This window comes from Desulfovibrio sp. UIB00 (genome assembly GCF_022508225.1).
Taxonomy (GTDB): domain Bacteria; phylum Desulfobacterota; class Desulfovibrionia; order Desulfovibrionales; family Desulfovibrionaceae; genus Desulfovibrio.
This window is the reverse complement of record NZ_JAETXJ010000002.1, coordinates 577,546-590,743: the sequence shown is the minus strand read 5'-3', so window position 1 is coordinate 590,743 and position 13,198 is coordinate 577,546. Positions and strand designations below refer to the sequence as shown.

Below are 13,198 nucleotides of genomic sequence, written 5' to 3'. Positions count from 1 at the left end.
GAGGCCGCTGTGCTACTGTTAGCTCTCATACTGGGCATGAGCCTGCTGGTCGGGCTTTTGGGCATCAATTCCCGGCTTGGATTCTGGGGCAACTTTTTTGCCAGTGTTCTGCTGACCCCCTTGGTGGGGCTGCTGCTTGTCATTGCCTCAAGCCCCAAAAAGCCCAATGACTGCTAGGCTGCAACGGATACGGTTCTGATGAACACACTCTTTCACGCGGCGCAGTAGGCATGCTCTTTCCAATTACAGCCAATGCCCCATGCCTTGTGCTGCGCCCGCAGCACAAGCAGGGGCACAGCCCTTGTGCAGCTGCACTTTGGCAGCACCTGACCAAGCTGATTATTGCCATGTTCATTCTGGGCGGCCTGTTTTTCGTCTTCTGCCAGCCCGCCTGCGCCAATCCGGCTGTAAAACGCATCGGCTATCTCGAGGCCGGGCAGTTCTGGTTGTTCGACAACACCTGGAGCGCCTTTCGCGAAGGTATGGGCAAGTATGACGACATACGATGCGAATATCCTGCCGATGCGCACTTTAGCCCCGGCTGGGAACCAGCGCAGATGCGCCGCCTGCCTGAAATGGCAAAACAGCTTCTGCAGCGCAAGGATCTTGACCTTGTGGTGGGCATGGGCACGGCGGCGGTCAAGGCCTTACTGGCGGTAAACGATGGCCGTTTGCCCATCCTGGGCATGGGCATGGCTGACCCTGTGGCTGCCGGAGTTGTCAAAAGCGCGCAGGATTCCGGCGTGGACAACTTTACCTGCCGGGTGGAAGTTGACCGCTGGTCCTCCATGTACCGCGTTTTTTACGATGTGGTGCGCTTTCACAAAATGGGCATCATGTTCCAGAACAGTCAGGAAGGCCGCGTCTATGCGGCACTTGGCGATGCCCAAGCCATTGCCTCGGAGCTGGGATTTTCCCTTGTACTCTACGATGGCCTCTCCTCTGCCGAAAGTACGGAGGAATGCCGCAAGGGGCTGGACGAACTGCGCAAACAGGGCATGGACGCCTTTTTTATCGGCCCGCTGAACTGCTTTGATATCGGCGGCGAAGGCATGGCCCCGCTGCTGCAAAAACTGAATCAGTGGAAGATTCCCACCTTTGCGCGTGATGGTTCGGAATATGTCAAAGCCGGAGCGCTCATGGGCTTTTCCACATGGAATTTCGGCCCCAGCGGCATTGCGCTGGCCGGGCAGGCCCACGCCATACTGGGCGGCACGCAGCCGCGCACATTGCCCATGCTTGACCAGTCCGAACCTTCCATTGCCCTGAACCTTGCCACCGCCAAGGCCATCGGCTTTGATTTTCCCTTTGACGTGCTGGTAACGGCGGACGAACTGCACGAAACCATCAGCCAGCCGCACTCCGGTACACCCTAAGGATTTTCTGTGCTTATCCGCGCCACGCGCAAACTGCGCATCAATGCCCTGCTGCTTGGGCTTGGAGTTCTGCTGGTTACTCTGGGCTTCAACGTGCTGCTCTCGGTTTCCACGCTGAATACGCTGGCAACCGACATGGTGCTTTCCGGCTATCGCAGCGGTGCTGAACGTCTGGCCCGCGATATTGAACGCGGCATGCGCTTTGGCAAGCCGCTGCCTTCGTTCGCCGGAATGGACGAAATGCTGGCGGAACTGGGTCAGAGCGCGGCGGGCATCAAACGTGTGGCCATTATTGATGCGGGGGGGGCCACACTCTATGCCCAGCCAGCTCAGGGCTCAGCAGCGGAAGGCATATTGCCATCCGGTACGACCTCACAGACCAGCGAGGGCAAAGACGGCCCGCAAGGCGCAATCAAAACCGCTGATGGCTACCGACTGCGCATACCCCTGAGCAACAAAACGCCCGTGGGACACCTGCTGGTGGACATTGACGGCAAGCCCATCAATGCAGCTACGGAAGATTTTCTGCGCCTGTCATCCCTTCTGCTTGCAGCGGCCTGCCTTGTGGCGGGGCTGATTCTGGCCGGGCGTCTTGGCCTCTTGACCGGGCAACGCGCGGTGGGCACAAGCCTTTCGGGCATGACCAGAATGCTGCTCATCATCATCGGCACATCGCAATTGCTCTACGCCTGCGGTACGCTGGTGCTGTTCGATACCTTCGTCAAACAGGCCGTGCGCACCAAGGCCGACATCCTCGCCGAAGGCACAGGGCGCGATTTTGAATACCTCATCCACAAAGGCGTGGATATCGCCAGCCTGCGCGGCAAAGATCAGGCCCTTGAACAGTTGCTGGCAGCCAACAGCGAACTTGCGGGCGCGCAATTGCTAACGCCTGAAGGCACGGCTGTGGCCTCTGCCGGGAACGTGCCCGACCCGACGCTCACGGTTGAAAAATCACTGAGCACCTACTGGCCCAGCCGCTTCCGCCAAAAGCAGGAAGTGCTGCGTCTGCAACTGGCCGTGCAGCCCCAGGCCATCACAGCCCGCATATCGGCGTTGGCCCTTGACCTTGGAGCCTCGCTACTCATCAGCTTTTTGCTGCTGCTGGAGCTTTCAAAGCTGCTGGGCCTAATCGCGCAACGCAACCTCCCGCCGGATGCTGCGGCGAACGCCCTTATGGGCAGCCATCATTCCCTCGCCGTGCAGGCTTTGCGGGCAGCGGGCTTTGTGTTCTTTTTGGGCTACGACATGGGCATATCGTTCATTCCCCTGCTGGCCCGCCAGTTGTACGAGCCGTTCATGGGCCTGAGCCGCGATGTGGCCATTGGCCTGCCCATCTCGGCAGAAATGGTCAGCGCGGGCTTTGCCCTGCTGTTTTCCGGCGGTTTTTCGTTGCGCTACGGCTGGCGAAAGGTCTTTGCCGCCGGCACTCTGGCTGCGGCTGTGGGCCTGATGATGGGCGGCATGGCCAACAGCCTGCACCTGCTTATTATGGGGCGCGTTGCCACAGGCTTCGGCTTTGGCCTTGTGCTCATGGCCGGGCAGATCGGCACACTGGGCAAGGCCAATGCCGGGGCGGGGCTCACAAGTGTGTTTGCTGGCATTTTTTCCGGCAGCATCTGCGGCTCTGCAGCGGGGGCCATGCTGGCGGATCATGTTTCGTTTCAGGCCGTTCTGGCGACCGGCTCCTGCACCATATTGCTGGCGCTGTTCACCGTGATGCTTGGCAAAGACCCCGCAGAGGCCGCAGCAAACAGTTCCGGCAACGCGGCCTGTCAGGGCTCTGGTGCGCAGACCGCTGCCCAGGGGCATATGTTTTCAGGCTGCATGCAATTGCTGCAAGACCCGCGCATGCACATGATACTCTGGCTGGTGGGCATACCCGCCGCCATGTGCCTGACCGGATTTTTGCACTATCTGCTGCCGTTGCGGCTTGCAAACGCCCATGTGGATCAATCGGATATCGGCCGTATATTCATGCTGTACGGCCTGTGTTTTATTACGGCGGGGCCATTGCTTGGCAAATGGATAGATCACAGAAAAGACAAATCCCTGTTTCTGACGCTCACAGGTCTGCTCTCCGGCATTACGCTGCTCATTGCGGCAACGGCTACTACTATGGCTGGAGCCGCCGCTGCGGTCATCTCCCTTGGGCTGGCCCAGTGTCTGGCTGCCCCGGCATCAATGATCTGTATTCTCACTCTTGCCTCGGCGCAAACTCTGGGCCGCGAAAAGACAGCCTCGATTTACCGTGGCCTGGAGCGCATGGGGCAGGTGGCGGGGCCAGTGGTATTTGGCATTGCCGTAACCGTCATGGCACCTGCCAGCGCGCTGTTGCTCATGGGCGGCATCGTCTGCGCGCTTTCCTTGCTGTTCCACCTGATGTGGCGGCTCAGGACTCCAGCGAGCTGACCAGCGCCCGCAGTTCGGGCATGGCGGGATCACCCAGGCCGCCGGGCAGAAACCACGACAGGACTTCGTAATAATCTTCGGGCAGAACTATATGCCCGCCCTTCTGGATAAACCTGCGGAATTCGTCTTCGGTGGGATAGCTGAAGTATTTTCGGCCTTCGCTGCTCTGCACATGGGTTGTCAGCTCGCGCCCTGCCTCCAGTTCCGGCAGGTGCCGCAACAGGGCATCTATACCCGCAAAATAGGTATGCACAAAGTTCCACAGCAGGGAGCGGTCATAGTTGATGGGCCACCAGCCGATCTCCACTATGGGGCCGGTATCCAGACCTGCGTCAAGGTGGAAAAGCGTACAGCCAGAGCGCTCATTGCCATGTTCCATAGCCCGAAAAGGGCTGCACAGGCCTTGCAGATCAGGCAGCGCGCCGGGATGCATGCCATAGGTGCCAAGCCGGGGCATATCTATGACTTCCGGGGGAATAACGTAGTCGTACCGGCAAGAGATAACGACATCTGGCGCAAGGTCGCGCATGGCTTGCCGGGAGGCTGGCGACCGCATGGGTCCCCACATCTCCATATCAATGCCGTAACGTTTTTGCAGGCCCGCATAGGTCTGGCACAGCGCCGCATTGCCCTCAGGAAAGCGGGCTTCCAGCCAGGGCAGAATATGCTCAAGCACCATGTTCCGCTCGTGGGCCACAAGGCTTGCCGCGTAGGCATTGCTGCACTCCGCGTCCAGCACGTAATCTGAAAGAACCACAAAAACATCGTGCTTGGGGGCAATGGCTGCCAGCAGTCTGTTAAGGGCGACACATCCTGCAAGATCCTTCTTGGCGCAAACGACAACTTTCACGGCATATCCTTTCGTGGAACATTGCCCAGCATGCTACGCCGCAAGATTCTGCATGAAAAGAAGAAATATGCCGTGGTTATGCGCTGAAGCTCATTTTATTCCACCGCAAAATTGAAATAGGTATCCGTGTAAGGCTCGTTTTTAAGCGTGTAGTGCCACCACTCTTCTTCATAGCGCTTGAACCCGGCATTCTCCATAAGGCCCAGGAGCACAGCCCGATTGGCCTCCTGCTGCGGGCTCAGGCCCTTGGCCCCATGGTGCGAGGCCGCGCCAAAAAAATCAAAGGGGGTGCCCATGTCCACCTCTTTGCCGCTCATCCTGTCAACGAGGGTGAGGTCTACCGTGCTGCCGCGCGAATGCCCGGAGCGCGTGGCAACATAGCCCAGATCAAACACCCGCGCCTTGTCCACCTGCGGGTAAAAAATCGCCTTCATGCGCGTGTCGGCGGCGTTCATGCCCCAGCGTACAAAATGATCCACTGCTGATTGCGGGCGGTAGGCGTCATAAATTTTCAGGGTATAGCCCTTCTCTTCCGCCGCCGCTGCGGCCTTGCACAGTGCATTCGCCGCTGGTTCGGTCAAGATTGCCTGTGGTGCAAGATATCCATTAATGCGCTCTCCCACAAAGTTGTAGGAGGAAAAATAGCGTATTTCCTGAATAATATTCTGGCATCGGTCGCTTACATGCACAAAACCATCGTGCATGGCCGCCTGCGCGTGCCAAGGAAGCAGCATCCCCAAGGCCAGCACCAACATCTGCAAAAAAAGAAGCGGATCGCATTTACGGCACGCAATCATGGTCGTCTCCTCAATTTTTTTCAGCACCCTGCGCTGACGGCAAAACCCAGTACACCAGTTCGGTATTGCACATTATAATGGTTCGATCGTCAATATGTCATATTTTGACCTTTTACCTTTAAGAAGGCATACTTGGCTGATGAACACAAAAATACCAGGGAGCGCAGCATGAAACTGCTGGAAAAAGCCCGCGCGGCCGGTTGAGCCGCCAAGCTGGCTCCAGGGGCCCTGGAGCGACTTTTACGCGGCCTGCCGTCTGATACGCGCCCTGACCTTGAGGCCAGGGTTCTGGCTGGTCGCGCCCGGAACGAAGACGCCGTTGTGCTGACCGTTCCCCCCGGCTGCGCCCTGGTGCAGACCGTGGATATACTTGCGCCCATTGTCAACGATGCCTTTGCCTTTGGACGCATTGCCGCCGCCAACGCGCTTTCGGATGTCTACGCCATGGGCGGCCAGCCGTGGAGCGCCATGAATGTGGCCTTTTTTCCGCAGGCCCTGGCAGAGGACGACCCGCTGCATATACTGGAAAACATCCTGCGCGGCGGCCTTGACGCCATGAACGAAGCAGGGGCTGTGCTGGCTGGCGGTCACACGGTGCAGGACGAGGAACTCAAATACGGCCTGGCGGTTACGGGCATCATTGATCCCAGCCACATGGCCCGCAACGATGGCCTGAAACCGGGCCAGACCCTGCTGCTGACCAAACCGCTGGGCACTGGGGTACTGGCCACTGCGGTCAAGGCCCGATGGGATGGAGCCGAAGAAAGCGAGGCCGAGGTCACGCGCTGGTGCTCCCGCCTCAACAGCGTTGCCGGGGGCGTTGTGCGCGACCTCAAAATCGCCGCCGCCACAGACATAACAGGCTTTGGCCTTGGCGGGCACGCGCTTGAAATGGCACTGGCCTCGGGCGTTACCGTGATACTGAATGCCGAGGCACTGCCCCTCATGCCGCGCGCCCTTGAATATGCGCGCGATGGGCTTATACCCGCAGGCAGCCACCTGAACAGAAAATACTGGGCCTGTTCCTCGCTTGTGGAAGACGGCGTGGACGAAGCGCTCACAAGCCTTGCCTTTGACGCGCAGACCTCCGGCGGGCTGTTGCTCGCCGTGCCGCCAGAGCTGGTGCTGCAGGCGCGCGAAATGCTGCTGGCTGGCGGCGATCTGGCCTGCGTGGTGGGCGAGGTTGTTACGCCAAGGCCTGATGGCATAGCCCTGGTGCTGCGCTAACCCAGCGCGCAGCCCGGAGGCAGGGCTGAGCATACAACGCATGCAGCCCCCACGCCGCGCGCTCCGCATCGTGATGGTGATTTCGGTCTTTTTTTTAAAAAAATTGCTTGCCGTACCGCCATTGCGACTTATTTATGACGGAGATTTTCGGTTAACGCCCTCCCGCCCGGCACAGCCCACGGCAACAGGCGCGCCGCTCATGGCTTGCAGCCCACCGGCAAGTGTGCTATGGAAACACGCTTTGCGAGAGTGGCGGAATTGGTAGACGCACTGGACTTAGAATCCAGCACCTTTGGTATGGGGGTTCAAGTCCCCCCTCTCGCACCATCTACCTCACCAAGAAAAGGAGTCCCTCGTGGAATATAGCGCAGAAGACATTTCGCCGGTCAGAAAAAAGGTCGTCATCACCACCGAAGCCCAGGAAGTGGAAGCAGCCATCATGGGCGCCGTGGCGCTGTACAAAACATCGGTGCAGCTGGACGGTTTCCGCAAGGGCAAGGTTCCGGCGTCGGTCATCGAACAGCGCTTCCGCGACAAGATTTATGAAGAAGCCCGCCAGGATCTGATCAACGTCCACATCAACGACGTGATGCAGAAGCTCGACGTTTCGCCCCTTGCCGGCGTTGACGTGGACGCCAAGGGCACCTTTGAACGCGGTCAGGGCTACGAATACAGCGTCGAATTTGAAATACTGCCCTCCTTCACCCTTCCTCCTTATGAAGGTATGGAAGTGGAACAGGAAAAAGTGGTCGTGGACGAAAAGGAAGTGCAGGAAGTTATCGACCGCATCCGCCGCGACCGTGGCGAGCTTGTGCCCATTGAAGGCGCTGGCCCCGCTGTGGACGGTCAGGTTGCCACCATTGACTTTGCCGCTTTTGAAAACGGCGAACCCCTGGAAGGCGTGAAGGCCGAAAGCTTTGACCTCGCCCTTGGCGAACGTCAGGCCCTTGAAGATTTTGAAGCTCTGGTGAAGACCGTCCACTACGGCGAAGAAGGCGAAGGCCAGATCACCTTCCCCGAAGATTTTCTTGCCAAGGATCTGGCAGGCAAAACCGTCACCATGAAGGTGCGCGTGCACGCCATCAAGGAGCGCAAGCTTCCTGAACTGAACGACGACCTCGCCAAGACCGTTGGCCTTGAAAGCGTGGAAAAGCTGCGCGAAGCCATCACCGGCAGCTACACCCAGAGCCGCGCCAACCTCAACAAGAGCGCCGCGCAGAAGACCCTGCTTGACCGTCTGCTGAAGATGGTTGAGTTTGAACTGCCGCCCAGCCTTGTTGACACCCAGGTGCGCACCCTGCTTGGCGACATGGCCTCCCGCCTTGAACGTCAGGGCCGCAGCCTTGATTCGCTTGGCAAGAGCATGGACGAACTGCGCGCCGAAGTGCAGCCCCAGGCTGACGAACTGGCCCGCTCGCAGGTTTTGCTGCTTTCCATCGCCAAGAAAGAAGCACTTGACGTTACCGACAATGAGGTCAACACTCAGATCTACCAGATGAGCATGCGCACTGGCGAAGATTTCAAAACCCTGCGTGAAAGCTATGAACGCTCGGGCATGATCTTTGTGCTGCGTGACCGCATGCTGGCCGACAAGGCCATGGATCTGATCTACGCCAAGTCCAAGGTGACCGAAGTGGAGCCCAAGGCGCCAGCCGAGGGCGACGCCGCGCCGGGCGCACCCGCCAGCGCTCAGGACTAACTGAAGTATAAGGGAGGCGGCCTTAAGGCCGCCTTTTGGTTTTATTTTGCGGCAACACCGCACCCAACCGGCCCACACGCCGTGCCAAGAGGCTCATATGTCGCTTGTCCCCATGGTTATTGAAACCACAGGCCGCTCTGAACGGGCCTATGACATCTATTCGCGTCTGCTCAAGGATCGTATCGTTTTGCTTGGCTCCGAGGTCAACGATACCGTTGCTTCCCTCATCTGCGCCCAGCTGCTGTTCCTTGAATCGCAAGACCCCGAAAAAGAAATCTATCTCTACATAAATTCCCCCGGCGGCTCTGTTACCGCCGGGCTTGCCATTTATGACACCATGCGCTTTATCTCTTCGCCCGTGGCGACGGTGTGCATGGGCCGCGCCGCCAGCATGGGCGCTTTTTTGCTGGCCGCTGGCAAGCCTGGCATGCGTTTTGCTTTGCCCAACAGTCAGATCATGATTCACCAGCCTTCGGGCGGTTTTCAGGGTCAGGCCACGGATATTGAAATCCACGCGCGCGAGGTGCTGCGCCTCAAGGAACGCCTCAACCGCATGCTGGCCGACAACACGGGCCGTCCCTACAAGGACATTGTCAAAGCTACCGAACGCGATAACTTTTTGACTCCTGAGGAAGCCAAGGAACTCGGCATCATTGACCGCGTGCTTGTATCGCGCAATGAAATGGCTCAGGAAAAGAGCGAGTAATATGGCCAAGAACGATAAACCTACGGTGAGCGAACCCCTGCGCTGCTCCTTTTGCGGGCGCACTGAGCTTGAGGTTCGCAATCTCATCGTGCAGGACGGCGCGAGCATTTGCGACAAATGCATCAAGGCCTGCAACGAAATTATCGCCCGCGACCAGATGGAAAGCCCCCAGAGCGAAGAACGCCTTCTTTCGCCTCAGGAAATCAAGGATCGCCTTGACCAGTATGTCATCGGACAGAACGAGGCCAAGAAAATCCTTTCTGTAGCGGTGCACAACCACTACAAGCGTGTGTTTTACGCCAGCGCCCTTGGTGACGAGGTTGAGCTTGAAAAAAGCAATATCCTCCTTGTCGGCCCCTCGGGCAGCGGTAAAACCCTGCTTGCCAAAACTTTGGCTCGCGTGCTGCGCGTGCCCTTTGCCATTGCTGATGCCACCACCCTCACGGAAGCTGGCTATGTGGGCGAAGACGTGGAAAACATCCTGGTGCAGTTGCTTCAGAATGCGGACTATGATCTGGAAGCCGCCAGCAAGGGCATCATCTATATTGATGAAATCGACAAGATTTCCCGCAAGGGCGACGGTCCGTCCATCACGCGCGACGTCTCCGGCGAAGGCGTGCAGCAGGCCCTGCTCAAGATCATCGAAGGCACCGAGGCCAATATTCCTCCCAAGGGCGGGCGCAAGCACCCCCAGCAGGAATTTATCCGCATGAACACGAGCAACATCCTGTTCATCGTAGGCGGCGCTTTTGTGGGCCTGGACAAGATCGTGGGCGGCCGCATGAGCGGCGGCGCCATGGGTTTTGGCGCCAAGATGCGTGCCAGCAAGGAGATGCCCCTTGGCGAACTGCTCGACAAGGTGCATCCGCAGGATCTGGTGAAGTTCGGCCTTATCCCCGAATTTGTGGGCCGTATCCCCATCATCACCCATGTGGACGAACTGGACGAACCCGATCTGGTGCGTATTCTCACTGAACCCAAGAACGCTCTGGTGCGCCAGTACCAGAAGCTTTTTGAACTTGAGAATGTTGACCTGCGCTTTACGCCCAATGCCCTCAAGGCCATTGCCGCCAAGGCCATAGAGCGAAAAACCGGCGCGCGCGGCCTGCGCAACGTGATGGAACGCACCATGCTCGACATCATGTTCAAGCTGCCCTCCCTGCCCAATGTGCGCGAATGCCTGATCAATCAGGCTGTCATCGACAAGGGCAAGGAACCGGTGCTGCTGTTTGGCGACAAGGCTGAAAACGCCGATACGCCCAAGGCCCAGGCCGGAGGCGACAAGGCCTCTTAGCCAACCGCCTGGATTGCGTGCGGTCTGCCATTGCAGCAGGGCGCACAGGGGCCGCCGAGCGGTTGGCCCCGCAGGCAAACATGGCGCGCCCGGCAGTACGACTGTTGCGGTGCGCCGTGCGGGTTTCCTGAAATCCGCGCTGCGAAATGATTGCACGGCGAACCCTGAGCCATGTTGCGGCCAGCCATGCCGCAGGGCAACAGCTAACACCCCGCCTGACGCAAGGCATTTCACGGCAAAAAAGCTCTAAGTTCCGCCGGGCGGCGCAAGCCGCCGTCCGGCTTTTTTTCAGGGGAGAATTATGACAGACGAAATGCGCGGCTCTGACGCTTATATTGAACTGCCCATCATGCCTTTGCGCGAGGTGGTCATGTTCCCCCGCTCCATCATGCCGCTCTTTGTGGGGCGCGAGGCCTCCATCAAGGCCATCGAAGCCGCACAGGCCACCTATAGCAAGCAGATATTTCTTGTGGCCCAGCGCGAGCCGGAGCTGGAAAAGCCCGATGCTCAGGATCTTTCGCCTGTGGGCGTGGTCAGCAAGGTGCTTCAGATGCTGCGCCTGCCCGACGGCACCATCAAGGTGCTGTTTGAGGGCGTGTACCGCGCTACGTGGGAAAACCTGCACGAAGACGAGCAGTGCGCCATGGTGGGTGTGCGCCGCCGCGCTGAAAAGCAGAGCCGCCCTGAAGAACGCGAAGCTCTTGTGCGCGCCGTGCACGAGGCGCTTGAAGAATACGGCAAGAACAACAAAAAGATTTCGCAGGAGGCTGTGCTCTCCATTCTTGCCTTACAGGAAATCGGCCCTCTGGCCGATGCCATCATCCCGCACCTCAAGGTTGATTACCGCAAAAAGCAGGAAGCCCTTGAGATCGACGACGCCACCCAGCGCCTGGAGCTTGCCTATGAGCTTTTGCAGGGCGAGGTGGCCCTTGCCACGGTTGAAAAGCGCATCAAGAACCGCGTCAAGGTGCAGATGGAGCGCAATCAGCGCGAGTATTACCTCAATGAGCAGATCAAGGCCATCAACAAGGAAATGGGGCGCGATGACGACCCCCAGGCCGAAGTTGACGAAATAGAGCAAAAGCTCAAGGCCCGCGACATGCCGGAAGAAGCGCGCGAAAAGGCGCTCTCCGAAGCCAGAAAGCTGCGCAGCATGCCGCCCTCTGCGGCGGAATACACGGTTGTGCGCAACTATGTGGACTGGATTCTGGATCTGCCCTGGAACGACCTCAAGCAGATAGACATCAACCTTGAAAAGGCGCGCGCAATTCTGGACGGCGACCACTTTGGCCTTGAAAAACCCAAGGAACGCATTCTGGAATACCTCGCCGTGCAGAAACTGTCTCAGGGGCTCAAAGGCCCCATCCTCTGCTTTGTCGGCCCTCCCGGCGTGGGTAAAACCTCGCTTGCCAAGTCCGTGGCCCGCGCCACAGGGCGCGATTTTGTGCGTCTCTCCCTTGGCGGCGTACGCGATGAAGCTGAAATCCGGGGCCACCGCCGCACCTATGTGGGCGCGCTGCCGGGCAAGATCATCCAGTCTCTCAAGCGGGTGAAGTTCAACAATCCCCTTTTCTGCCTGGACGAAGTGGACAAGATGACCTCCGACTACCGTGGCGACCCGGCCTCGGCCCTGCTGGAAGTGCTCGACCCGGAACAGAACAATACCTTCATGGATCACTACCTTGATCTGGAGTATGATCTTTCCAAGGTCTTCTTTATCACCACGGCCAACTCGCTGCACTCCATCCCTGTGCCGCTGCTTGACCGTATGGAGATCATCGAGCTCAACAGCTACCTTGAAACGGAAAAACGCCACATCGCCCGCCGCTTCCTGCTGCCCCGCCAGCTGGAGGAGCACGGCCTCAAGGAAGGCAACATCCGCGTGTCGGACAACGCCATTCTTGAGATCATCCGCTCCTACACGCGCGAGGCCGGGGTGCGCAACCTTGAGCGCGAAATTGCCGCCCTGTGCCGCAAGACCGCCATCAAGCTTGTGGAAGACGACGACACCGAAAAGTGCGTCAACATCTCGCGCCAGAGCCTGCCCTCCATGCTGGGCGTAAAAAAATATCGCCATGACGAACGCGAAAGCGAACCTCAGGTGGGTGTGTGCGCTGGCCTTGCCTACAATCAGCGCGGCGGCGAAATTCTGCTGGTGGAAACCAGCCTCATGGCTGGCTCCGGTCATGTGGTGACCACGGGTCAGTTGGGCGAGGTCATGACGGAATCGGCCAAGGCGGCCCTTTCGTATGTGCGTTCACGGGCCGAAGTGCTGGGCCTTGATCCCCGCTTCCACCGCAAGATAGACATCCACGTGCACGTGCCTGCTGGCGCGACGCCCAAGGACGGCCCTTCGGCGGGTATCACCCTGGCAACGTCCATCACCTCCGCCCTGCTGGGTATTCCTGTGCGCAACGACGTAGCCATGACCGGTGAAATCTCTTTGCGCGGCAGGGTGCTGCCCATTGGCGGGCTGCGAGAAAAACTGCTGGCAGCGCGACGCAGCGGTATCAAAAAAGTGATCATGCCCCGTGATAATGAAAAAGACCTCAAGGAAGTGCCGGACGAAGTACTGCGCGACCTGGAGATCGTTTTTGTTGACCATGTGGATGAGGTTCTGCCTCAGGCCCTTGCCGCCACGGCGGAAGAAATCTTCTCCGGCCGGGCCACGGCGCTGCCCATCAGCCGCATTCTGCGGCCTGAAAAGCACGATGACGACAAGAACCAGCCGGCGCAGTAGCCGCACGGCGTCAGTGATAAAAAATCAGCGATAAAAAAGGGAGCCAGATGGCTCCCTTTTTTATTTCTTGCTGGTGCTTGGTCGCGCTAAGTCAACA

Annotated in this window: 10 protein-coding genes and 1 tRNA gene; 9 read left to right on the top strand and 2 right to left on the bottom strand. The window is 58.7% G+C overall.

Annotated features, from left to right (window positions below; genetic code table 11):
• Nucleotides 1-9 precede the first annotated feature (9 nt).
• Genes JMF94_RS05585 through JMF94_RS15130 form a run of 3 tightly spaced genes read left to right on the top strand, consistent with a single transcriptional unit; the run spans nucleotide 10 to nucleotide 3,788 of the window.
• Nucleotides 10-177 (top strand): hypothetical protein, encoded by a 168-nt coding sequence (locus JMF94_RS05585; RefSeq protein ID WP_240824185.1) that lies wholly within the window; start codon nucleotides 10-12, stop codon nucleotides 175-177.
• A 53-nt stretch (nucleotides 178-230) separates the two neighbouring features.
• Nucleotides 231-1,376 carry an ABC transporter substrate binding protein gene (locus JMF94_RS05580; RefSeq protein ID WP_240824184.1) on the top strand — a complete coding sequence of 382 codons (1,146 nt, stop codon included), beginning with the start codon at nucleotides 231-233 and terminating at the stop codon, nucleotides 1,374-1,376.
• 9 nt (nucleotides 1,377-1,385) lie between these two features.
• Nucleotides 1,386-3,788 carry an MFS transporter gene (locus JMF94_RS15130; protein ID WP_240824183.1) on the top strand — a complete coding sequence of 801 codons (2,403 nt, stop codon included), beginning with the start codon at nucleotides 1,386-1,388 and terminating at the stop codon, nucleotides 3,786-3,788.
• Here JMF94_RS15130 and JMF94_RS05570 read toward each other — a convergent pair.
• Together JMF94_RS05570 and JMF94_RS05565 are read right to left on the bottom strand one after the other, a co-directional pair.
• A complete protein-coding gene (locus JMF94_RS05570) occupies nucleotides 3,769-4,638 on the bottom strand; it encodes a formyltransferase family protein (RefSeq protein WP_240824182.1) in 870 nt (289 codons plus the stop codon). The two genes, JMF94_RS15130 and JMF94_RS05570, sit on opposite strands and share 20 nt — an antisense overlap.
• Nucleotides 4,639-4,733: 95 nt before the next feature.
• Nucleotides 4,734-5,435, bottom strand: a complete 702-nt coding sequence (locus tag JMF94_RS05565) for a M15 family metallopeptidase (protein ID WP_240824181.1) — start codon at nucleotides 5,433-5,435, stop codon at nucleotides 4,734-4,736.
• A 168-nt stretch (nucleotides 5,436-5,603) separates the two neighbouring features.
• On the opposite strand from JMF94_RS05565, the gene selD reads away from it, so the two are divergent.
• The 6 genes from selD (at nucleotide 5,604) to lon (ending at nucleotide 13,101) form a co-directional block, all read left to right on the top strand.
• Complete coding sequence (gene selD / locus JMF94_RS05560) at nucleotides 5,604-6,662, top strand: selenide, water dikinase SelD (RefSeq protein ID WP_240824180.1); 1,059 nt, start codon at nucleotides 5,604-5,606, stop codon at nucleotides 6,660-6,662.
• Nucleotides 6,663-6,905: 243 nt separating this feature from the next.
• Nucleotides 6,906-6,989: transfer RNA gene (locus tag JMF94_RS05555), tRNA-Leu, on the top strand.
• 28 nt (nucleotides 6,990-7,017) lie between these two features.
• Entirely contained in the window at nucleotides 7,018-8,361 is a 1,344-nt protein-coding gene (gene tig / locus JMF94_RS05550; protein ID WP_240824179.1) for a trigger factor, read from the top strand.
• A gap of 97 nt (nucleotides 8,362-8,458) precedes the next feature.
• The gene (clpP, locus tag JMF94_RS05545) at nucleotides 8,459-9,067 is read left to right on the top strand and encodes an ATP-dependent Clp endopeptidase proteolytic subunit ClpP (RefSeq protein WP_192111300.1); all 609 of its coding nucleotides are present in this window, start codon (nucleotides 8,459-8,461) and stop codon (nucleotides 9,065-9,067) included.
• 1 nt (nucleotide 9,068) lies between these two features.
• Nucleotides 9,069-10,361 (top strand): ATP-dependent Clp protease ATP-binding subunit ClpX, encoded by a 1,293-nt coding sequence (clpX, locus tag JMF94_RS05540; protein ID WP_240824178.1) that lies wholly within the window; start codon nucleotides 9,069-9,071, stop codon nucleotides 10,359-10,361.
• Nucleotides 10,362-10,662: 301 nt separating this feature from the next.
• Nucleotides 10,663-13,101, top strand: a complete 2,439-nt coding sequence (gene lon / locus JMF94_RS05535) for an endopeptidase La (protein WP_192111298.1) — start codon at nucleotides 10,663-10,665, stop codon at nucleotides 13,099-13,101.
• Nucleotides 13,102-13,198: the final 97 nt, after the last annotated feature.

Excerpts from the sequence above, each read along its gene's own strand:
- JMF94_RS05580 (WP_240824184.1), top strand. The coding sequence starts at position 231 with ATGCTCTTTCCAATTACAGCCAATGCCCCATGCCTTGTGCTGCGCCCG.
- JMF94_RS05565 (WP_240824181.1), bottom strand. The coding sequence starts at position 5,435 with ATGATTGCGTGCCGTAAATGCGATCCGCTTCTTTTTTTGCAGATGTTG.
- clpP (WP_192111300.1), top strand. The coding sequence starts at position 8,459 with ATGTCGCTTGTCCCCATGGTTATTGAAACCACAGGCCGCTCTGAACGG.
- clpX (WP_240824178.1), top strand. The coding sequence starts at position 9,069 with ATGGCCAAGAACGATAAACCTACGGTGAGCGAACCCCTGCGCTGCTCC.
- lon (WP_192111298.1), top strand. The coding sequence starts at position 10,663 with ATGACAGACGAAATGCGCGGCTCTGACGCTTATATTGAACTGCCCATC.